A 20,964-nucleotide genomic window follows, 5' to 3' on the forward strand; every position below is an offset into this window, starting at 1 on the left:
CCTGCATGCGCATCCTGGCAATCCGCCTGAACGCCATGATCAGGGATCAGACCGACTGGAGGGTCCACCCGGCCTGAGCAAGACAGTTGCTCCTACAGGAGCTTTACAAGCAGGGCGGCGGCGGCGCGGCGGGCCTTGGCGCGGGCCGCGTCGATGTCGGTGTCGCGGGCCAGGGTGACGGCGACGCGGCGGTGGCCTTCCACGCGGGGTTTGCCGAACAGGCGCAGCTGGGTGTCGGGTTCGGCCAGCGCGGCGTCCACGCCGCTGAATTCCGGCACGCCGTGGCCCGTGGCCAGCACCGCGCACGAGGCGGACGGGCCCAGCGCGCGGATGTTCGGGATCGGCAGGCCGAGGATGGCGCGTGCGTGCAGCGCGAATTCGCTCAGCTCCTGCGAGATCAGCGTCACCAGGCCGGTGTCGTGCGGCCGCGGCGAGACCTCGCTGAACCACACCTGGTCGCCCTTCACGAACAGCTCCACGCCGAACAGGCCCCAGCCGCCCAGGTCGTCGGTGACCGCGCGGGCGATGCGCTGCGATTCGCGCAGCGCCGCCTCCGACATGGGCTGCGGCATCCAGCTCTCGCGGTAGTCGCCGTCCTTCTGCAGGTGGCCGATCGGGTCGCAGAACGAGGTGCCGTCGCGGTGGCGCACCGTCAGCAGGGTGATTTCGTAGTCGAAGTCGATGAAACCCTCGACGATGCAGCGCCCCTGCCCGGCGCGGCCGCCAGACTGCGCGTACTCCCAGGCCGCGTCGACGTCGGCCTCGCTGCGCAGCGTGCTCTGGCCCTTGCCCGAGCTGGACATCACCGGCTTGACCACGCAGGGCAGGCCGATGGCCTGCACCGCCTCGCGGTATTCCTCGAGCGTATCCACGAAACGATACGGCGAGGTCGGCAGGCCGAGGGTCTCGGCCGCCAGCCGGCGGATGCCCTCGCGGTCCATCGTCAGCCGCGCCGCCCGCGCCGTCGGCACCACGCGCTGGCCGCGCGAGGCCTCGAGCTCGACCAGGGTCTGGGTGTGGATGGCCTCGATCTCGGGCACCACCAGGTCGGGCTTTTCGTGCGCGATGAGGTCGCGCAGCGCGGCCGGGTCGAGCATGTTGAGCGTGTGCGCGCGATGCGCCACCTGCATGGCCGGCGCGTTGTCGTAGCGGTCGGCGGCGATCACCTCCACGCCCAGGCGCTGCAGCTCGATCACCACTTCCTTGCCCAGCTCGCCCGAGCCGAGCATCAGCACGCGGCGCGCCGAAGGTGAAAGCGGGGTTCCGAGGGTGACGGGGTCGGACATGTCGGCGCGGCCTGCGTGGAAAGCGCTGATTGTAACGGCCGCGCCGCTGCCGGGGCGCCGCCTTTCTGTCATCCTTGGCCGATACGCCCATCGCCACGCCATGACCCGATTCCTGCTCCCCGCCCTGCTGTTGCTGCTGCCCGGCCCCGCGCTCGCCGCGCGCTGGAGCGAACCCGAGATCACCGGCCTGGTCACCGACCGCGCCATCGCCGAAATCAGCGGCCTGGCCGCCTCGCGCAATTTCCCGGGCCACTACTGGGCCATCAACGACAGCGGCAGCCCGGCCGAGCTGCACCTGGTGGATGGCAAGGGCAAGCGCGTGGCCAGCGTGCCGCTGCGCGGCGCCGACAACATCGACTGGGAAGACCTGGCCAGCTTCGAGCGCGACGGCAAGCGCTGGCTGCTGATCGCCGACGTGGGCGACAACGGCGGCCTGCGCCGGCAGCTGCAGCTGGTGCTGCTCGAGGAGCCCGCCGCGCTCGACCGGCCCGCGACCGTCACCTCGGTGCAGGCCTTCCGCTGGCCCGACGGCCCGCGCGACTGCGAGGCCGCGGCGGTCGACCCCGTCGCCGGCGAGGTGCTGCTGGTCTCCAAGAAGCGCGTGCCGGCCGAACTCTTCCGCGTGCCGCTCGATCCTCGCGACGACGGGGAGCCGCACGTGGCCGAACTCGTCGGCACCCTGCCCCACATCGAACAGCCGGACGCCGCCGACCTGGCGCAGACCCCGCTCTACGGTCGCTACCGCGCCCAGGTCACCGCCGCCGACCTCAGCCCCAACGGCCGGGTGCTGGCGGTGCTCAACTACCGCTCCGTGCACTTCTACGTGCGCGAGCGCGGCGGCGCCTGGGCCCCGGCCATCGCGCCGGACGCCCCGCACCGGCACCTGGTGCTGCCCTGGCTGCCCCAGGCCGAGGGCCTGGCCTTCGGGGCCGACGGCCGGGAAATCGTCATCGGCAGCGAGCAGCTGCCCTCGCCCTTCCTGCGCTACCGGCTGATCCCGTCGGAAAGCCCTTGACTACTGATATCACTTAGATATCATCTCCTCATTCCCGAGGAGTCGCGCCATGAAAGAACAAGCCATCCGCTCCACCCCCGGTATCCCGATGCTGCTGGTGCTGCTGCTTGCGCAGGGCCTGGCGGTCTACCTGTTCGCCAGCAACCTGCCCGGCGAGGGCGGCAGCGGCTGGGCCCTGCTGGCCTCCGGCCTGCTGACCCTGGCGGTGCTGGTCTCGCTCGGCGGCTTTTACATGGTCGAGCCCAACCAGGCCGCCGTGCTCAGCCTGTTCGGCAAGTACGTGGGCACGGTGAAGGACCAGGGCCTGCGCTGGAACAACCCCTTCTTCGCGGCCAAGAAGGTCAGCCTGCGCGTGCGCAACTTCGAATCGGGCAAGCTCAAGGTCAACGAGCTCGACGGCAGCCCGATCGAAATCGCTTCGGTGATCGTCTGGCAGGTGGTGGATTCGGCCGAGGCCGTCTACAACGTCGACGACTACGAGAGCTTCGTGCACATCCAGTCCGAGGCCGCGCTGCGCGCCATGGCCAGCGCCTATCCCTACGACCAGCACGACGACGGCGGCATCGCCCTGCGCAGCCACGCGGCCGAAATCTCCAAGCACCTGACCGAGGAGATCCAGGAGCGCCTGGCCCAGGCTGGCGTGAACGTGATCGAAGCGCGCATCAGCCACCTCGCCTACGCGCCGGAAATCGCCCAGGCCATGCTGCAGCGCCAGCAGGCCAGCGCGATCATCGCCGCCCGCACCCGCATCGTCGAAGGCGCGGTGAGCATGGTGGAGATGGCGCTCGAGCAGCTCTCGGCCCGCCAGGTGGTCGAACTCGACCCCGAGCGCCGCGCCCAGATGGTCTCGAACCTGCTGGTCGTGCTGTGCGGCGAGCGCGGCACCCAGCCGGTGGTGAACGCCGGCAGCGTGTACTGAGGTGGCGGGCATGGACGAGATGGTGCTTGCCGGAATCCTGCTGATCGTCACTGCCCTGCCGGGCATCGCGATCGGCCTGATGCTGCTCACCGGAAAATGGGACCCGGTGTCGATCCGGGCCGCGAAGGATCCGGCCCGGGCGCGCCTGACCACCGCGCGCCTGCTGCTGGCGGTGGATGCGCTGCTGGTGCTGCTGGGCATCGCCCTGATGGTGACGCCGCGCGAACACGGGCTGCTGCTCACCGTCGTGGGCGTCGGCCTGATCACCCTGGTGACCACCGTGCTGGGCGTCGCGGCGGTGAAGGCCAACAAGGCCTGAGCCATGGCCGAGAAGAAGGCCTACCCGCTGCGCATCAACGCCCAGGTGCTGGACGCCGTCCAGCGCTGGGCCGATGACGAGCTGCGCTCGCTCAACGCGCAGATCGAGTACGTGCTGCGCGAGGCCCTGCGCAAGGCCGGCCGCCTGAAGAAGCCGGACGAGGACAAGGACGCATGAGTTACCGCAACTTCGCCATCGGCCCGGTCGGCAAGGCCGCCGTCTGGTTCGCCGTGGGCTTCGGCACCCTGGTGCCGCTGGCGGTGGCGGGCATCGGCATCGCCGCCGCGCGCAAGACGGGCGCCGACCCGGTCGGCCTGCTGGCGATGCAGGCGCTGGTGGCGGTGGCCGTGCTGGCCCTGCTGCTGCCGATGTGGCGGCGCGAGGTGGCCTTCGACGGCAAGCACCTGCGGGTGAAGGCCACCTACTACAACCGCCTTTCGGCGCTGTCGGAATTCGACCTCGCCCAGGCCCGCGTGGTCGACACCCGCGAGCACACCCAGTACAAGCCCGTGCTCAAGACCAACGGCCTGGCCCTGCCCGGCTACTGGGCCGGCCACTTCCGCCTGCGCGACCGCAGCAAGGCCTTTTGCCTGGTCACCGATCCCGCGAAGGTGCTGGTGCTGCCGCACGCCGACGGCCGCGTCTGGCTGCTGAGCTTCGAGCATCCGCAGGCCGTGCTCGACATCCTCCGCCGCCACGCCTGAGCCGCTAAGCTGGGGCGGTGAAGCGCGCCCTGCTCCTGCTGCTCGCCCTGCTCCTGGTCCTGCCCGCCGGCCCCGGCGGCGCCTCGGTGGGCGACGACGCGGCGAACCTCCGCAGTGCCGGCCAGTTCCTCGACCGCCTCGTCGCCGGCGATTACGCAGGCGCGCATGCCCTGCTCGACGGCCCGGCCCGCGAGGACTACCTACCCGACCAGCTCAAGGACACCTGGGAAGCCCTGCCCCCGCGCCTGGGACCGCTGGTGCTGCGCCGCCCGGGCCGCACCGACCGCCTCGGCGGCCGGCCCGGCGTGCTGGTGCGGCTGGAGTTCGAGGAGAAGGCCGTCGAGGCGCGCTTTCGCTTCAACCGTCGCGGCCGCATCGACGGCCTGTGGCTGGTGCCGGCCGACCTGCGCGTGCCGCTGCCGCCGGCGCCGGTGGACGCGCCGCCGCCCGTGTCGACGGCCCTGTTCTCCGAACGCGACTTCCCGGTGGGCGACCTCGGCGGCACGCTGTCGCTGCCGCGCGGCGCCGGCCCCTTCCCGGCGGTGGTGCTGGTGCACGGCTCCGGCCCCGCCGATCGCGACGGCACCATCGGCCCGAACAAACCCTTCCTCGACCTGGCCTACGGCCTGGCCGAGCGCGGCGTGGTGGTGCTTCGCTACGACAAACGCACCTGGCTGCGCGCTTCGACGCTCTCGCCCGAGGCCACCGCCGAGGACGTGCAGGTGCGAGACGCGCTGCGCGCCGTGCGCCTGCTGCGCGCGCTGCGCGAGGTCGACGACCGCCGGGTGTACGTGGTGGCGCACAGCCTGGGCGGCTACATCGCGCCGCGCATCGCCGCCCGCGACGACGAGTTGGGTGGTCTGGTGCTGCTGGCCGGGCTGGCGCGGCCGATGTACGAGGCCATCCCCGAGCAGATCCGCTACCTCGCCCAGCGCGACGGCCTGGTCACCGAACTCGAGCGCGCCTCGATGGAGGAGGCCGGGCGCCAGCGCGACGAGTTGGCCGCGCACCTGCGCGGCGAAGCGCCGGCGCCGCGGCGCACGCCCTTGGGCATCCCCGTGGCCTACTGGCGCGACCACGCCGACACCCGTCCGGCACAGGAGGCGCTCGCGCTGGGAAAACCCATGCTGCTGCTGCAAGGCGAGCGCGACTACCAGGTGACGGTGGACACCGACCTGCGTCTGTGGCGCGAAGGCCTGGCCGGCCATCCGGACGCGCGTTTCATCACCTACCCCGCGCTCAACCATTTTTTCCTGCCCGGCGCCGGCCCGCCCAACCCCGAGGAATACCGGCGCGAGTCGCGGGTGGACCCGCAGGTGGCCGCCGACATCGCCGCCTGGATTGGGCAACACTGAGCCCGCCGGGCTAAGCTTCCCGCATGCACGTCCTGCCCTGGCACCTGGTCAACAGCGCCCTCGTCGAAGCCGTGCCCGCGCACCTGCTGCGGCCGCGCGCGCGCGCCAATGCCGACGCCCGCGCGCTGGCGCAGGCGCCCTGGTGCCTGCGGCGCAAGCGCGACGGCCGCTTCCTGGCCACCTTCGACGGCGCGCGGCTGCGCGCCCTGGTGCCGGGCCTCAACCTCGAGCCCGGCCTGGGCGAGGTGCTGGCCGCTATCGACGAGCGCGAGGAACGCGCCGGCGAGGCGCTGCACCTGCCGCTGGACGGACTGCTCGAACGGCTGCACTGGCTGGGCCTGGACGAAAGCTACGGCGAGCGCACCGGCCTGGCGCTGGTCGCCGAGCCGGCGCGGCTGGAATTCGCGGGCCTGGACCGCTACCAGCGCCCGCTGTGGCTGCTCGGACCGGCCGCGCGCGCCTGGCGCCGCCTGCGCGACGCGGCCCGTGCCGAGGGCATCGCGCTCGAGGCGATCTCGGGCTACCGCAGCCACGACTACCAGTTGGGCATCTTCGAGCGAAAACTGGCGCGCGGCCTGTCCGTGGACCAGATCCTGGCGGTGAACGCCGCGCCCGGCTACAGCGAGCACCACGGCGGCCGGGCCATCGACATCGGCACGCCCGGCGAGCCGCCGGCGGAAGAAAGCTTCGAGGCCACGCCGGCCTTCGCCTGGCTGCAGTCGAACGCCGCGGATTTCGGCTTCGCGCTCAGCTACCCGCGCGGCAACCCGCACGGCATCAGCTACGAACCCTGGCACTGGTGCTGGCACCCGGCGGGCGCCGGCGCCTAGTCCTGCGAGCGCTTCACCGGTGGTTTGGCCGGCGCGGCCGAATCGGCGATGCGCCACAGGTACAGGCCGGCCAGCGTGCGGTACGGCCCCCAGGCTTCGCCGCGTTCGGCCAGCGCCCTGGGCTTGGGCATCTCCTCGAGTTTGTCGAGCAGCTGCGCGCCCTTGCGCACGCCCAGGTCGTCCACCGGCAGCACGTCGGGGCGGCCGAGCTGGAACATCAGCATCATCTCCACCGTCCAGCGGCCGATGCCGCGCACGGCGGTAAGCCTTTCGATGATTTCGTGGTCGTGCAGGCGCGCCATCTCGGCCGTGGATGGCACCTCGCCGGCGGCGGCGCGCGCGGCCAGGTCGCGCAGGGCCAGGGTCTTGTTGCCCGACACGCCGCAGGCGCGCAGGCCGGCGTCGTCGATGCGCGCCAGCGTGTCGGCATGCAGCTTCGTGGCACCGATGGCTTCCTCGACGCGGCGCACGATGGTGGCGGCGGCCTTGCCGCTGAGCTGCTGGTAGAGGATGGCGCGGGCCAGCGCGTCGGTGGGGTCGAAGCGCTTGCGCCAGCGCTCGCCCACCTCGATCGGGCCGATGCGGTCGATCCAGCGCCCCAGCTTGCGGTCGCGCCGGCGCAAGTGGTCGGCGGCGAGCCCGAGGTCGAATCCGCGAACGTATCGGGCCATGGCCGGTGCCCTCAGCGCGCGCCGAGGAATTGACTGCGTTCGCGCAGCAGGTTGGCGGCTTTCTGGCCGGGCAGCAGGAAACGCTGGCCGTCGAAGCGCGCCTGCCATTCGAGCACCTGCGCACGCAGCGAGGCCAGGCGCTGCTCCGGCGGCGCGGCCTCGTCGCCGGCGCGGGCGAACCAGGCCAGCGCGGCCTCTTCGTCCAGCGCCACCGACAGGCGCGCCCAGGTGCCGCCCTCGCCCGCCCAGGTGGCGATGGTCAGCGACACGCCGTCGACGGCGCGGTAGACGTGCTGGCGCTGCGCCGGCGTGCCGTCGTCGGCGGCGACGCCGTCCAGGGCCAGCTGCTCGGGCACGGCGGCGGTGGCGATGGCGTCGTCGGCCGACTCCGGCGCGAGGCCGTCGACGAGGAAGGACTCGTCGCGGCGGGTGAGCGTGAAAGGCCGCCCCTGCACCGGCTCCACCCGGACGCGCTCGATGCGCGCCAGCGGCAGGTCGATGATGCGCCGGTCGAGCCAGTCCACCGGATTGCGCGCCGGCGAGAGGTCGGTGTCGAGCAGCCAGGCCTGCGACTCGCCCGCGAGGCGCGCATAGCTGCCGCCCAGGCCCGGATGGTTGCTGCCGACGACCAGCCGCAGCGGCTCGCCGCCGCCCAGCAGGCGCAGCTCGGCGCCCTGGGCCTGCGGTGAAGCCAGGTCCTCGACGCCCAGGCGCGGGTGCAGCGCCGGGTCGCTGGTCTTGGCTTCCAGGCGACGCGCCTCGGACAGGCGGAACAGCGCGCGACTGATCTCGCGTTCGTTGGTGGGCCAGCCCGGATGGCCCGCCTCTTCCCAGCGCCCATCCACGCGGCGCAGCGACACCAGACGCACATCGCCGGCGCCATGGACCTCGATGCCCTCGAGCGTGTCCAGGCGATCCGCCAGGCCCGGCAGGGCCAGCCCGGCTTCGGGCAGGTCGCCGCGGGCCTGGCGGCCCAGCGCCCACCAGGCCGCGGCGGCCAGCGCCAGGGTCACGACCGCCCAGGGCAGCAGCTGCCGCGCGCGCATGGCTCAGGCCACCGCCGCGCGGCGGCGCGCCCAGCGCCGCCAGGCCACGAACAGCGCCGCCAGCACCACCAGCAGCGGCATGCCCAGGATGTTCACCAGCTTGAGCTGGTTGCCCAGGGCCTCGATGTCGGCATTGAGGCGGTGCTGCACGTCGCGCAGCTCCTTGCGCATGCGCAGGCGCTCTTCCTGGAAACGGACGATCTCGGCCTGCTGCGCCGCCGACACCGCCTGCGCCTGGCCGTCGGCGCCGGGCTGCTGCAGCGCGCCGAGCTGCTGTTCGAGCTGCTCGAGCTGCTCCTGCAGGCGCTGCTCGGTGCTGCGGTAACGCGCCTCGGCGCCGCGGCGGATGTCGTCGACGCGGGTGAAGGGCCGCGCCGAGGGCGTGCGCGTGCGCACGGCGATCAGGTCGGCATTGCCCACCAGGTTGTCCACGGCGTTGAAAACGAAGTCGCCGTTGTTGGCGAAGGCGTCGTACACCGGCTGGCCCAGGAATTCCTGCACCTGCACCCACAGCCGGTCGGTGAGCAGGTCGGTGTCGGCCACCACCAGCAGGTTGGCCGGGCCGTCGCTGGCCTCGAGGTGGCCCTCGCCGCGGCCCGGGAAGGCCGTGCGCAGCTCGCCGGTGTAGCGCGCCGCCAGCACCAGCGGCTCCTCGCCCGGCTCGAAGCCCTGGCGCAGCTGGTCCGGGTCGGCGACGGCGTCGCGCACCATCGCGGCGTCGGCCAGCGCGGCGCGGCGGGAGCTCTGCACCAGCGGCTCCATGCGCAGGCCCGAATCGCGGGCCAGGCCCAGGGCGCCGGCGCTGGAGAAGTTGAGCACGCCCAGGTCGGCCGTCACCACGTCGTCCTGGTTGAGCGTGTCGCGGCCCAGGCCCAGCACGGCCAGGTGCCGCACCGGCGGCCCGTTCGGGTCGGGCTGCACCTGCAGCGCGTGGCGCTCGTCGAGCACCACGCGGCTCGGGTCGAACTGGATGCCCCAGGCCTGGAACAGCGGGGCCAGCGTGGACGACTGCGGCGGCGACACCGCCAGCGGGTCGAGCGGGTTGAGCGCCGACAGGTCGGCCTCGGCGTCGGGGTCGACGAACACCAGCAGGCGGCCGCCGCGCATCACGAACTGGTCGATGGCCACCAGCGTGGCCTCGGGTACGTCTTTCGGATGCACCAGCATCAGCAGGTCGACGTCGCTGGCGATCGAGGTGGGCATGCCCTGGAAGCGACGCAGTTCGAACAGGTCGCGGATCTGGCGGTCGAGCACCCAGCCCGGCGTTTGCTGCCCGGACGGCTCCCTGCCCGGCCCCATCGGCAGGCCGCTGACCAGGCCCACCACCGGCCGGCCGGCGCCGCCGAGCGAACTGACCAGCTTGGCCACGTCGTACTCGAGGAAGGCCTCCTTGTCGGGCTGGATGAAGGGCATCAGCGACTCGCCGTCGGTGCTGTTGCTCGCCACCAGGCCGAAGTAGAGCTGCTCGCCGGTGCCCGGCACGCGCAGCGCGCGCAGGCCCAGGGCCGCGGCCTGGTCCTCGGCCTCGGAGAAGGGCTCGGGGTCGATGACCTGCACGGTGACCTTGCCGTCCGAACGCGCGGCGATTTCCTCCAGCAGCTCGCGCACGCGCGTGGCGTAGCCGCGGAAGGCCTGCAGGTTGCGGGTGGCGTGTTCGGAGTAATAGAGCTTGAGCGTGACCGGGTCCTCGACCTTCGAGAGGATGGCCAGCGTGCCGTCGGAGAGTGTGTACAGGCCCTGCTCGGTGAGGTCGATGCGGGCGCCGCGCAGCGCCACCGACGACAGCGACACCAGGGCGACGAAGGCGATGGCCAGCAGGGCCAGGGCCAGCAGGGGAACGGAACGTCGGGAATTCGTCTTCATGGCGTTCAGTCGGCCTTCTTCATGTCGATCACCAGCACCGTGGCCCACAGCCAGGCCCCGATGCACAGCGCGAAGAACACCAGGTCGCGCAGGTCGAGCACGCCTCGGGTGATGGCCTGGAAGTGGGTGAGGAAGCTCAGGCCCGCCAGCGCGTCCACCAGCGCCATCGGCGCCCAGCCGCGCACCAGGTCTAGCGCCATCGGGAAACCCGCCAGCAACAGCAGCAGGCACAGCACGACGGTGAGGATGAAGGCGACCACCTGGCTGCGCGTGGCCGCCGAGAGCGCGCCGCCGACCGCGAGGAAGGCACCGGCCATCAGCCAGCTGCCGATGTAGCCGGCGGCGATGACGCCATGGTCGGGTTCACCCAGCCAGGCCACCGTGATCCACATCGGGAAGGTAAGCGCCAGCGCCAGGCCCAGGAAGGCCCAGGCGGCCAGGAACTTGCCCAGCACCGCCTGCCAGGGCGTGAGCGGCAGCGTGAGCAGCAGCTCGAGCGTGCCCGACTTGCGCTCCTCGGCCCACAGGCGCATCGCCACCGCCGGCGCCAGCAGCAGGTATAGCCAGGGATGGAAGCTGAAGAAGGCCTGCAGGTCGGCCTGCCCGGCTTCGAAGAAGTTGCCCAGGTAGAAGGTGAACGCCCCGGCGAGCACCAGGAAGATCACCAGGAACACCACCGCCAGCGGCGTGGCGAAGTAGGCGCCGAACTCGCGCCGGAACACCGACCACACCGCGCTCATGCCTGCACCTCCGGGGTGGTGATGCGGCGGAAGACTTCGTCCAGGCGTCCGCGCTCGGGCTGCAGGCCGCTGTAGGCCACGCCGCGCTCGCGCAAGCGCGCCGACACCGCCTCGGGCGACACCGGGCGGCCCTGCGGGAACACGTACAGACGGCCGTCCACGCCCTCCTGCTGGAAGCCGCTGACGCCCGGCATGCCGTCGAGCGCGGCGCGCGCGGCGATGCTGTCGGCGGCCAGCAGCGACACCGCGCCCTGGTAGCGCGAGCGCGCCAGCAGTTCGGCCGGCGTGCTGTCGGCCAGCACCTTGCCCTGGGCGACGATCATGGCGCGGCTGCACACGGCCTCGACTTCCTCGAGGATGTGGGTGGACAGCAGCACGGTGCGGTCGCGCGCGAGTTCGCGGATGAGCGTGCGCACCTCGTGCTTCTGGTTCGGGTCGAGGCCGTCGGTGGGCTCGTCGAGCACCAGCGCCGGCGGATCGTGCAGGATCGCGGCGGCCAGGCCGACGCGGCGCTTGAAGCCCTTGGAAAGCGTGTCGATGGGCTGCTGCAGCACGTCCTGCAGCGAAAGCCGGCCGATGACGGCGTCCAGGCGCTGGCGGCGATGTTCGCCCGACAGGCCGCGCACGTCGGCGACGAAAGCCAGGAAGGCCTTCGGGCTCATTTCGCCGTAGGCCGGCGCGCCCTCGGGCAGGTAGCCCAGGGCGCGGCGGGCGGCCATGGGCTCGGCCACCACGTCGTGGCCACAGACGCGGGCGGTGCCGGCGCTGGGCGCCAGGAAACCCGCGATCATCTTCATCGTGGTGGACTTGCCGGCTCCGTTGGGGCCCAGGAACCCGAGCACTTCGCCGGGTTCGACCTTGAAACTGATGCCATCGACCGCCAGCAGGCGGCCATAGCGCTTGTGCAGGGCGTGTGCCTCGATCATCGGCGGGGTCTTCTCGCGGTATCGGGGGATTTCGGGCTCCCAAAGCAGCAGGGCGGGCACTTGGCCCGCCCTGCTTGGGGATTACTCGGCGGACTCGGCTTCCGCTTCGGCCGGGGCCTGTTCGGCCTCGGCCTCGGCCGCGCCGGTCGAGGGCGGCGGACCGCGCTCTTCCGTCACCGGCTCGGGCACCAGCTGCACGGCCGGGGCCGGCACTTCACCATTGATGCGCACCGGCCAGTAGACCTGGAACTCGGCCGTCTCGGACAGCATGTCCTTGATCTCGATGCGGTAGTCCTCGTACGGACGGTCGGCGGTCTCGGCGCCGTTCACCATGGCCCAGGCACGGACCAGGTCACGCACGCGCGGCAGGCCCGGCGACGGACCGACGTAGGTGGTGACCGCGGCGCGGTGCGCCGGCACCTGCAGGTAGAGCACCGGGTTGGTGGCACCGCGGGCGCCTTCGATCTTGATGTCCAGGCGCTCGGGCATCGTGGTGTCGATGGCGTCCTTGAGGCCGACGCGCGGCTGGGCGATCTGGGCGTCGTACTCGCCATCGCCTTCCGCGGCTTCCTCGCCCTCGGCGACTTCGGCGGTCTCGGCCGGCTCGTCGGTGGCTTCTTCGGCCGGGCCGGTGCCGGCCTTGCGGACCGGCTGGACCACGTCGAAGCCATAGGCCTCGGCGCCGAACTCGTTGGTGATGATGCGCAGCGGGCCGGCAGCCTCGAGGCCGTTGGCCTCCATGGTCTGCTCGATCCACTTGAGCTGGTTGGTCATCGCCACGGCGATGTCGTCGTTGGTGCGCTTGGCGGTGGCCGTGGCCGACAGCACGTTCGCGGCGGGCACGTCCACGAAGGCGAACTCGGCCTCGTGCTGGCTGTAGTCGAAGCGCGGGATGGTCGCCAGCAGGTTGCTGAACTTGCCCAGGCCGAGCTTGATGTCCTCGCCGATGTTGTCGGTGACGTACATGCCGGCGAAACGGCCGATCAGGTCGAAGCCGTAATCGATCTCGTAGGTCTGGGTGATCTTGACGTTCTGGCGACGCTGGCCGGTGCGCTCGAAGTCGAAGGTCATCTTCTTGTCGGTGCCGCGGGCGTTGTTGTCGATCGCGTAGACCAGGCGCTCGCCCGGAACGAACTCGACCAGCTCCCAGCTGCCCTCGCCGACGCTGCGGTCGTTGGAGCGGAAGTTGAGCTTGGCGCCGACGCCATTGGCCGGGCCAGTGACCTCGAGCTGCATGCGCGGGTCATGGTTGATCAGGGCGTTCCAGTCGGCGAAGCGCGTGAAGCCCGACAGGATGTCGTTCACGGTCGCCATCGGACGGTTGGTCTCCACCGAATGGGACACCGTGCGCGAAGACGGGAGGAACAGGCCGATCACGACGAACAGCGCGACGACGATCAGCAGGGAAATAAGCCACTCAATAACTCGGGTCATTCGGGAATTCTCCAGGAACGGCCCCCAGCCGGAAGTCGTGCCCGGCCGCAGGAACGGGAGAGGATATCAGGTCAGGACGCCCCCCGGCAGGGGGAAATTGTTAGCGCCGCGCAAAGGCCGGCGCGCCGGGGCGAAAGGCCCGCCACGGCGCGGTTTCCGGCCGGCCGGGCCGCCTCAGACCAGCTTGAGTTCGAAGGCCTTGAGCACGGCCCGGGTGCGGTCGCGCACGCCCAACTTGGACAGGATGTTGGACACGTGGTTCTTCACCGTGCCCTCGGCCACGCCCAGGGAGTTGGCGATCTCCTTGTTGGAGAAGCCGCCGGCCATCAGGCGCAGGATTTCGGTCTCGCGGTCGGTCAGCGGGTCGGGCTGCTCGAGGCTGACGAACTCGTTCTGCAGTCCCTCGAGGCCCGAGAGCAGGCGCTGGGTGACGGCCGGCTGCACCAGCGAGCCGCCGCCGGCGACGGTCTGGATGGCGCTGACGAGCTGGTCGAGCGACACGTCCTTCAGGAGGTAACCCTTGGCGCCGGCGCGGATGCCGGCCAGCACCAGCTGGTCGTCGTCGAAGGTGGTCAGGATGATGGTGGGCGGCAGCAGGCCCTTGCCGCCCAGGGCCTGCAGGGCCTCGAGGCCGGACATCACCGGCATGCGCATGTCCATCAGCACCACGTCGGGCTTGACCTGCGGGATCAGCTCGACCGCCTGGCGTCCGTCGCCGGCCTCGGCCACGACCTCGATGTCGTCGGCCAGTTCGAGCAGGGACTTCACGCCCTGGCGCACCAGGGTCTGGTCGTCGACGAGGCAGACGCGGATCATGCGGGTTTCTCCAGTGGAAGTCGGATGTCGAGCGCGAAGCCCTTGCCGCGCCCGGTAATGATATCGACCTGGCCGCCACAGGCCGCCAGCCGCTCGCGCATGCCGCGCAGGCCGTTGCCCGGGGCCAGCTCGTCGGCGCCGGCGCCGTCGTCGCGGGCCTGGATGCGCAGGCCGCGGGCGTCGCGGCTCAGGCTCAGCCACAGCGTGGACGCGCCGGCGTGGCGCACGGCGTTGGTGATGATCTCCTGGGCGCAGCGCAGCATCACGTGCGCGCACTCGGGGTCCTCCACCAGCAGCGGCTCGGGCAGGTCCAGGCGGATGTCGAGCGCCGGCACGCCCTCGGCCAGGGTGCGGATGGCGCCGCTGAGGTCCACGGCGCCGTCCTGGCGCATCTCGCTGACGGCCTCGCGCACGTCGGTGAGCAGCAGCTTGGCCAGGGTGTGGCTCTGGCGCACGTGTTCCTGGGCCTTGCCCTCGGTGAGGTGGCCGGCCACTTCCAGGTTCAGGCTCAGCGCGGTCAGGTGGTGGCCCAGCAGGTCGTGCAGCTCGCGCGAGATGCGCACGCGCTCGCTGATGCGCGAGCTCTCGGCCAGCAGGGCGCGGGTGGCGCGCAGCTCGGCGTTCAGGCGGCGCTGCTCCTCGCGGGCCTGGGCCTGCTGCATGGCGATCAGGCCGATCACCATCGCGAAGCTCGAATAACCCACGTAGGTCAGCGCCTGCATCACCGCCAGGCCGGGCGTGTAGCCCTCCATGCGGCTGAACACCGGGATCAGCGCCGCGTGCTGCAGCATCAGCCACACCACGCCGACCTTGATGTTCACCAGCCAGGGGATGACGCCGGCGATGATCATCATCAGCACCGCGCCCATGCCGGTGCCGGTCTCGGCGCTGACCAGGATGGCCGAGAAGGTGAGCGCGGCCAGCAGCAGCAGGTCGCCCAGGCGCTGCTGGCGGAAGCCCAGCGAGTGCGTCACCTTCCAATAGATGAGGCCAAAGGCCAGGTAGGCCGCCACGGCCACGGCCACGCGCGGCGCCTGGCCGGCGGCCAGGTCGGCCTCGTCGGGGCCGAGGTACCAGGTGAACACCAGCAGCGGGATGCCCAGCACCACCCAGGTGAACAGGCCGGCGTAGCGCAGCAGCTGGGTATGGGAAAGGCGGTTCAGCATCCGGGCATCCTAACCCCGCCGGGGCCCGTCGCCCGCCCCCGGAAGTCATGCCCCCGGCCGGCGCGACCGTGCGATAATCCGGACCCGATCGCCCGCCCCCTGGCGGCCGCCAGCTCATCGGAGTTCGTAGTCCAATGCCGATCACCATCCGCGACGTGCGCGAGCACGAGCTGGATTCCGTCGTAGCCGTGAACAACGCCGCTGGCCCGTCCATCCTGCCGATGGACCAGGCCAAGGCCCGTTTCTTCTGGGAAAACGCCGAGTACTTCCGCGTCGCCGAGCAGGATGGCCTGGTCACCGGCTTCCTGGTCGCGCTCAGCCAGGACGCCCCGCACGACAGCCCCAACTTCCAGTGGTTCCGGGAGCGTTACCCGCAATTCCTCTACATCGACCGCATCGTCATCGCCCGGCCCCGCCGCGGCGGCGGCCGCGGCCGCGCCTTCTACGCCGACGTGCAGAGCTTTGCCGAGGTGCGCTGGCCGCTGATGGCCTGCGAGGTCTTCCTGCAGAGCGGCAACGACCCGGCCCTGCTCTTCCACGGCAGCTTCGGCTTCCGCGAGGTGGGCCAGAACGTGATGCCCGGCAGCGGCATCCGCGCCTCGATGCTGCTCAAGGAAATGTGCAGCTACCCGTTCGTGGCGCAAACCTACGGCCGCCAGCTGCCCGACCAGCCCTGGCTGCGGGCCCGCGCCCTGCCCGGCCGCCGGCCGACCCTGGCGACGGGGACCTGAACATGGCGGCGAACCTCGATTACGAGCAGGCCGGCGAACTCAAGTTCGGCCAGGTCGGCATCGCCAACCTGCGCGTGCGCACCCTCGACCCGGCCCGCCTGGCGGCCGAGATGGCCGAGCGCGTGCAGCGCGCGCCCAAGCTCTTCGCCCGGGCCGCCGTGGTGGTGGACTTCGGCGGCCTGAGCCAGTGCCCCAGCGTCGAGCAGACCCAGGCCCTGCTCGAGGCCCTGCGCGACGCCGGCGTGCTGCCGGTGGCCCTGGCCTACGGCACCAGCGCCGTCGAGGCCCTGAGCCAGGCCGTGGGCCTGCCGCTGCTGGCCAAGTTCCGCGCCCAGTACGAGCGCGACGGCGAACTGCCCGCCGCACCGGCGCCGGCGCCTGCCGCACGCGCCCCGGAACCGGCCCCCGCGCCCGCCCCGGCCGCACCCGCGGTTCGCTCCGAGCCCGGCCTGATGCACCTGCATCCGGTGCGGTCCGGCCAGCAGATCTATGCCCAGGACCGCGACCTGACCGTTTGCGCCATGGTCGGCGCCGGCGCCGAAGTCATCGCCGACGGCTCGATCCACATCTACGGCGCCCTGCGCGGCCGCGCCCTCGCCGGGGCCGGCGGCATGGCCTCGGCGCGCATCTTCTGCCGTGAATTCCACGCCGAGCTCGTCGCCGTGGCCGGCCACTACAAGGTGCTCGAGGAAATCCCGAAGGAGCTGCTGGGCAAGCCCGTGCAGATCTGGCTCGAGCATGACAAGCTGCGCATCGAACAGCTCGGCTGACCCCCAACTTAGACGCCCCCAGGGCGCACGCAACGTTACGGAGAAGAACATTGGCTGAAATCATCGTGGTGACCTCGGGCAAGGGCGGCGTCGGCAAGACCACCTCCAGCGCATCGCTCGCCTGCGGCCTGGCCAAGGCCGGCAAGAAGACCGCCGTCATCGACTTCGACGTCGGCCTTCGCAACCTCGACCTGATCATGGGCTGCGAGCGCCGCGTGGTTTACGACTTCGTCAACGTGGTCAACGGCGAGGCCAGCCTCAAGCAGGCCCTGATCAAGGACAAGCGCTTCGACAACCTGCACGTGCTGGCCGCGTCGCAGACCCGCGACAAGGACGCGCTGACCAAGGAAGGCGTGGAGAAGGTGCTCAAGGACCTGGCCGACGAGGGCTTCGACTTCATCGTCTGCGACAGCCCGGCCGGCATCGAGAAGGGCGCGTTCCTGGCGATGTATTTCGCCGACCGCGCCGTGGTGGTGGTGAACCCGGAAGTGAGCTCGGTGCGCGACTCCGACCGCATCCTGGGCCTGCTGGCGTCCAAGACCCAGAAGGCCGAGAAGGGCGAGCGCGTGAAGGAGCACCTGCTGCTCACCCGCTACAGCCCCAAGCGCGTGGAGGCGGGCGACATGCTCTCGATCGCCGACGTGCAGGAAATCCTGGGCCTCGAGGTGGTCGGCGTGATCCCCGAGTCGCCCGAAGTGCTGCAAAGCTCCAATGCCGGCGTGCCGGTGATCCTGGACGAGGTCTCCCCGGCCGGCCAGGCCTACACCGACGCCGTCGCCCGCATCCTCGGCGAAGAGCGCCCGATGCGATTCACCACGGTCGAGAAGAAGGGCTTCTTCTCCAAGATGTTCGGAGGTTGAGCCATGGGACTTTTCGATTTCCTCACCCAGCGCAACAAGAACACCGCCTCCACCGCCAAGAACCGCCTGCAGATCCTGATCCAGCAGGAGCGCAGCCTGCGCAACGCGCCGGACTACCTGCCGGTGCTGCAGCGCGAGCTGCTGGAGGTGATCCGCAAGTACATCAACGTCGACGCGGACGCGGTGAAGGTGGACCTGCACAAGGACGGCGACAGCGAGCTGCTCGACATCTCGGTCGCGCTTCCGGAAAAGCCGGCCACCGCCGCCAACGGCTGAACCATGGCCAGCGGTGACGCCCCGACGGCACCGGCGCCCGCCGGTGCCGTTGTTGTTTCCGGCCCCGACGTGCTGCGCGTGGCCGACATCGGCTTCGAGGCGCCGGCGGCGCTGCTGGCCGGCTACGGCCTGGCGCTGGCGCGCGTGCCCGACGGCGAAGCCATCCCCGGCAGCTACTGGGGCGAGTGCGAGGCGGGCCTGGTCGGCACCACGGTGCACGCCCGCGGCGACACGCCCGTGCACTCGCTGCTGCACGAAGCCTGCCACCTGATCGTGATGCCGCCCGAGCGCCGCGCGCTCGTGCACACCGACGCCACCGACTCGGTGGCCGAGGAAGACGCCACCTGCTGCCTGCAGATCCTGCTGGCCGACCGCCTGCCCGGCGTGGGCCGCGCCCGGCTGATGGCCGACATGGACGCCTGGGGCTACACCTTCCGCCTGGGCTCCGCCCGGGCCTGGTTCGAGCGCGACGCCGAGGACGCCCGCGCCTTCCTCGCGGAGCGGGGGCTGCCCTGATACGCTTTTGGGCGGTTTCCCACCCCGTTCCTGGAGCACACCCGTGAAATCCCAACGCGCCCTGCTGGCGCTCGCCATCACCGCCGGCCTCGTCGCCCTGGCCGGCTGTTCGAAGTCCACCGAAGACACCGTCGGCCCGGCCGCGCCCGCGCAGAGCGCCGACGAGTTCGTCGCCGAGGTCAACAAGACCATCAAGGAAATGATGCCCGAGGCCACCTCGGCCGCGTGGCTGGGCGCCACCTACATCACCAAGGACAGCCAGCGGGTCGAGTCGGCCGCCAACGAGCGCTGGCTCTCGAAGAACAACGAGTTCATCGCCCGCGCCAAGGCCTACGACCCGGCCACGCTGCAGGGCGACAGCGCCCGCGCCATCCACCTGCTCAAGACCAGCTCGTCCCTGCCCGCCCCGCGCGACCCGGCCAAGCTCAAGGAGCTGACCGAGATCACCTCGCGCATGGGCGCCGCCTATGGTTCTGGCAAGTGGTGCGTGGGCAATGACTGCAAGGACATCGGCCAGATCAGCGAGATCCTCGCCGACACCGAAAAGAGCAGCTACGACGAGATGAAGGCCGCCTGGGAAGGCTGGCACACCATCGCCCAGCCGATCCGCGAGGACTACGTGCGCTTCGTCGAGCTGACCAACGAGGGCGCGCGGGAAATGGGCTTCGCCAACACCGGCGACGTCTGGCGCGCCGGCTACGACATGCCGGCCGACGAGTTCAAGGCCGAGGCCGACCGCCTCTGGGGCCAGGTGCAGCCGCTGTACGAGCAGCTGCAGTGCTACACCCGCGGCAAGCTCGAGGAGAAGTACGGCGAGCAGGGCTCGATCAACGGCCTGATCCCGGCCCACCTCACCGGCAACCTCTGGCAGCAGGACTGGGGCAACCTCTGGCCGCTGCTCGAGCCGTACAAGGGCGTGGGCAGCCTGGACGTGAGCGGCGCGCTCAAGCAGCAGCGCGAGGACATCCTGGCCGAGCTGGTCAGCAAGGCCGGCGGCATGCGCAACCTCACCGCCGCCCAGCAGGTCGAGCTCGAGCGCCAGGCCGACGTGGAGATCGCCACGCGCATGACCAAGCTGGCCGAGAGCTTCTACACCGGCCTGGGCATGCCGGCGCTGCCGGAGAGCTTCTGGAGCGACTCGATGCTGGTGCAGCCGCGCGACCGCGACGTGGTCTGCCACGCCAGCGCCTGGCAGATGAACGCCGACGCCTCGGAAGTTCGCATGAAGATGTGCATCAAGCCGACCGAGGAGGAGCTGTTCACCATCTACCACGAGCTCGGCCACATCTATTACTACCTGGCCTACAAGGACCAGGCGCCCGTGTTCCAGACCGGCGCGCACGACGGCTTCCACGAGGCCATCGGCGACACCATCGAGCTGTCGATGACCCCGGAGTACCTGGCCTCGATCGGCCTGGTGGACAAGCCGGCCGTCAGCGAGCAGGCCGTGATCAACGGCCAGATGCGCATGGCCCTGGCCAAGGTGGCCTTCCTGCCCTTCGGCCTGATGATCGACCAGTGGCGCTGGGGCGTGTTCGACGGTTCGATCACCCCGGACAAGTACAACCAGGCCTGGTGGGAACTGAAGGCCAAGTACCAGGGCGTGGCGCCGGCCGGCGGCGCGCGCGGCGAGGAGTTCTTCGACGCGGGCGCCAAGTACCACGTGCCGGGCAACACCCCGTACACGCGCTACTTCCTCTCGCACATCCTGCAGTTCCAGTTCTACAAGGCGCTGTGCGATGCCTCCGGCCACGAGGGCCCGCTCTACACCTGCAACTTCGCCAACAACCCGGAAGCCGGCAAGCGCTTCTGGGCGATGATGCAGCGCGGCGCCAGCCAGCCCTGGCAGCAGACGCTCAAGGAGCTGACCGGCGGCGAGCAGATGGACGCCTCGGCGGTGCTGGAATACTTCCAGCCGCTGCAGTCGTGGCTGCAGGAGCAGAACCAGGGCAAGACCTGCGGCTGGGAAGCCGCCAAGGGCTGATCGCCCGCGTCAACGCGTGAACCCCACGGCCGGCGGCTCACCCCGCCGGCCGTTTTCATTTCCTCTCCCGTAGGAGCGCCTTCAGGCGCGAATCTCTTGATTTTGATTTTGTTTTTGACTTTGCCTTCGGCAAAGAAGAGATTCGCGCCTGAAGGCGCTCCTACATTCAATCGCGGCACTTGCTGATGCCGCCGTCGGGCGGGGCTCGCCAAAGTGCGCCATGCCCTTCATCCTCGACTCCCCCGGCCAAACCAGCCTGCGGCGAGGGCGCCGCTCGCTGCCCGGTTGCGCCTACTTCATAACTTTCACGACCACCAGCCGCCGGCGGTTGTTCGCGAACTGGGAGCCGGCCGCGCAGATGTCGAGGTTTCTGGCTGACGCGGAGAGCTGGCCAAACGCAAAGCTCCTGGCCTGGGTATTGATGCCGGACCATTTCCACGGCCTGCTCTGCCTCGGAGCACGAGACCTGGCGGCCAGCGTGGGCCCGGCCAAGGGCGCCACGGCTTTCAGGTTCAATCGATGGCGCGGGGAGACGGGACCGGTCTGGGCCCGTGGCTTCCATGACCGAGCAGTGCGTGGAGAGGACGCTTTGCGCGACGCCGCGCGCTATCTGGTCGCCAACCCCATGCGGGCAGGCTTGGTGGAGCGCGTCGGCGACTACCCCTTTTGGAACGCCTGCTGGCTCAGCGACGAATCCCCCCTGTAGGAGCGCCTTCAGGCGCGAATCTTCCCTTTGC

Annotated in this window: 23 protein-coding genes; 14 read left to right on the forward strand and 9 right to left on the reverse strand. The window is 70.8% G+C overall.

The window, feature by feature from the left end; translation table 11 throughout:
* Positions 1–92: 92 nt before the first annotated feature.
* Positions 93–1,286 carry a formate-dependent phosphoribosylglycinamide formyltransferase gene (gene purT, locus ABS41_RS12745; protein WP_290595001.1) on the reverse strand — a complete coding sequence of 398 codons (1,194 nt, stop codon included), beginning with the start codon at positions 1,284–1,286 and terminating at the stop codon, positions 93–95.
* A 100-nt stretch (positions 1,287–1,386) separates the two neighbouring features.
* On the opposite strand from purT, the gene ABS41_RS12750 reads away from it, so the two are divergent.
* Genes ABS41_RS12750 through ABS41_RS12780 form a run of 7 tightly spaced genes read left to right on the forward strand, consistent with a single transcriptional unit; the run spans position 1,387 to position 6,428 of the window.
* Positions 1,387–2,301 (forward strand): hypothetical protein, encoded by a 915-nt coding sequence (locus ABS41_RS12750; protein ID WP_290595002.1) that lies wholly within the window; start codon positions 1,387–1,389, stop codon positions 2,299–2,301.
* 49 nt (positions 2,302–2,350) lie between these two features.
* Positions 2,351–3,220 (forward strand): SPFH domain-containing protein, encoded by an 870-nt coding sequence (locus ABS41_RS12755; RefSeq protein ID WP_290595003.1) that lies wholly within the window; start codon positions 2,351–2,353, stop codon positions 3,218–3,220.
* A gap of 10 nt (positions 3,221–3,230) precedes the next feature.
* Entirely contained in the window at positions 3,231–3,539 is a 309-nt protein-coding gene (locus ABS41_RS12760) for a hypothetical protein (RefSeq protein WP_290595004.1), read from the forward strand.
* A 3-nt stretch (positions 3,540–3,542) separates the two neighbouring features.
* Positions 3,543–3,716 (forward strand): Arc family DNA-binding protein, encoded by a 174-nt coding sequence (locus ABS41_RS12765; protein ID WP_290595005.1) that lies wholly within the window; start codon positions 3,543–3,545, stop codon positions 3,714–3,716.
* Complete coding sequence (locus tag ABS41_RS12770; RefSeq protein WP_290595006.1) at positions 3,713–4,243, forward strand: PH domain-containing protein; 531 nt, start codon at positions 3,713–3,715, stop codon at positions 4,241–4,243. The genes ABS41_RS12765 and ABS41_RS12770 overlap by 4 nt, the downstream gene beginning before the upstream one ends.
* Before the next feature lie 17 nt (positions 4,244–4,260).
* The gene (locus ABS41_RS12775; protein WP_290595007.1) at positions 4,261–5,598 is read left to right on the forward strand and encodes an alpha/beta fold hydrolase; all 1,338 of its coding nucleotides are present in this window, start codon (positions 4,261–4,263) and stop codon (positions 5,596–5,598) included.
* A 23-nt stretch (positions 5,599–5,621) separates the two neighbouring features.
* Complete coding sequence (locus ABS41_RS12780) at positions 5,622–6,428, forward strand: M15 family metallopeptidase (RefSeq protein WP_290595008.1); 807 nt, start codon at positions 5,622–5,624, stop codon at positions 6,426–6,428.
* Here ABS41_RS12780 and ABS41_RS12785 read toward each other — a convergent pair.
* The 8 genes from ABS41_RS12785 to ABS41_RS12820 all read right to left on the reverse strand — a co-directional run bounded on the left by ABS41_RS12785 (position 6,425) and on the right by ABS41_RS12820 (position 15,090).
* Positions 6,425–7,099, reverse strand: a complete 675-nt coding sequence (locus tag ABS41_RS12785; protein ID WP_290595009.1) for a DNA-3-methyladenine glycosylase 2 family protein — start codon at positions 7,097–7,099, stop codon at positions 6,425–6,427. The two genes, ABS41_RS12780 and ABS41_RS12785, sit on opposite strands and share 4 nt — an antisense overlap.
* Positions 7,100–7,110: 11 nt before the next feature.
* Positions 7,111–8,145, reverse strand: a complete 1,035-nt coding sequence (locus ABS41_RS12790) for a DUF4340 domain-containing protein (RefSeq protein ID WP_290595010.1) — start codon at positions 8,143–8,145, stop codon at positions 7,111–7,113.
* A 3-nt stretch (positions 8,146–8,148) separates the two neighbouring features.
* Positions 8,149–10,008, reverse strand: coding sequence for a Gldg family protein (locus ABS41_RS12795; RefSeq protein WP_290595011.1), 1,860 nt, complete (start codon positions 10,006–10,008; stop codon positions 8,149–8,151).
* Positions 10,009–10,013: 5 nt separating this feature from the next.
* Positions 10,014–10,748, reverse strand: coding sequence for an ABC transporter permease (locus ABS41_RS12800; protein ID WP_290595012.1), 735 nt, complete (start codon positions 10,746–10,748; stop codon positions 10,014–10,016).
* Positions 10,745–11,674 carry an ABC transporter ATP-binding protein gene (locus ABS41_RS12805; RefSeq protein WP_290595013.1) on the reverse strand — a complete coding sequence of 310 codons (930 nt, stop codon included), beginning with the start codon at positions 11,672–11,674 and terminating at the stop codon, positions 10,745–10,747. The genes ABS41_RS12800 and ABS41_RS12805 overlap by 4 nt, the downstream gene beginning before the upstream one ends.
* 81 nt (positions 11,675–11,755) lie before the next feature.
* Positions 11,756–13,108, reverse strand: coding sequence for an SRPBCC family protein (locus tag ABS41_RS12810; protein WP_290595014.1), 1,353 nt, complete (start codon positions 13,106–13,108; stop codon positions 11,756–11,758).
* A 174-nt stretch (positions 13,109–13,282) separates the two neighbouring features.
* On the reverse strand, positions 13,283–13,924 hold the full coding sequence (locus tag ABS41_RS12815; protein WP_290595015.1) for a response regulator transcription factor: 642 nt from the start codon (positions 13,922–13,924) through the stop codon (positions 13,283–13,285).
* Complete coding sequence (locus ABS41_RS12820) at positions 13,921–15,090, reverse strand: sensor histidine kinase (protein ID WP_290595016.1); 1,170 nt, start codon at positions 15,088–15,090, stop codon at positions 13,921–13,923. The genes ABS41_RS12815 and ABS41_RS12820 overlap by 4 nt, the downstream gene beginning before the upstream one ends.
* Before the next feature lie 134 nt (positions 15,091–15,224).
* Here ABS41_RS12820 and ABS41_RS12825 point away from each other — a divergent pair, with 134 nt between their 5' ends.
* From ABS41_RS12825 to ABS41_RS12855, 7 genes are all read left to right on the forward strand, one after another.
* Positions 15,225–15,821 carry a GNAT family N-acetyltransferase gene (locus ABS41_RS12825; RefSeq protein WP_290595017.1) on the forward strand — a complete coding sequence of 199 codons (597 nt, stop codon included), beginning with the start codon at positions 15,225–15,227 and terminating at the stop codon, positions 15,819–15,821.
* Between the two features lie 2 nt (positions 15,822–15,823).
* A complete protein-coding gene (gene minC / locus ABS41_RS12830) occupies positions 15,824–16,591 on the forward strand; it encodes a septum site-determining protein MinC (protein ID WP_290595018.1) in 768 nt (255 codons plus the stop codon).
* A 50-nt stretch (positions 16,592–16,641) separates the two neighbouring features.
* The gene (gene minD / locus ABS41_RS12835; protein WP_290595019.1) at positions 16,642–17,451 is read left to right on the forward strand and encodes a septum site-determining protein MinD; all 810 of its coding nucleotides are present in this window, start codon (positions 16,642–16,644) and stop codon (positions 17,449–17,451) included.
* 3 nt (positions 17,452–17,454) lie between these two features.
* The gene (gene minE / locus ABS41_RS12840) at positions 17,455–17,727 is read left to right on the forward strand and encodes a cell division topological specificity factor MinE (RefSeq protein ID WP_290595020.1); all 273 of its coding nucleotides are present in this window, start codon (positions 17,455–17,457) and stop codon (positions 17,725–17,727) included.
* 3 nt (positions 17,728–17,730) lie between these two features.
* Positions 17,731–18,243 (forward strand): hypothetical protein, encoded by a 513-nt coding sequence (locus ABS41_RS12845; RefSeq protein ID WP_290595021.1) that lies wholly within the window; start codon positions 17,731–17,733, stop codon positions 18,241–18,243.
* Positions 18,244–18,286: 43 nt separating this feature from the next.
* Complete coding sequence (locus ABS41_RS12850) at positions 18,287–20,227, forward strand: M2 family metallopeptidase (protein WP_290595022.1); 1,941 nt, start codon at positions 18,287–18,289, stop codon at positions 20,225–20,227.
* Between the two features lie 220 nt (positions 20,228–20,447).
* The gene (locus tag ABS41_RS12855) at positions 20,448–20,933 is read left to right on the forward strand and encodes a transposase (RefSeq protein ID WP_290595023.1); all 486 of its coding nucleotides are present in this window, start codon (positions 20,448–20,450) and stop codon (positions 20,931–20,933) included.
* Positions 20,934–20,964 lie beyond the last annotated feature (31 nt).

This window comes from Arenimonas sp. SCN 70-307 (assembly GCF_001724815.1).
GTDB lineage: Bacteria > Pseudomonadota > Gammaproteobacteria > Xanthomonadales > Xanthomonadaceae > Arenimonas.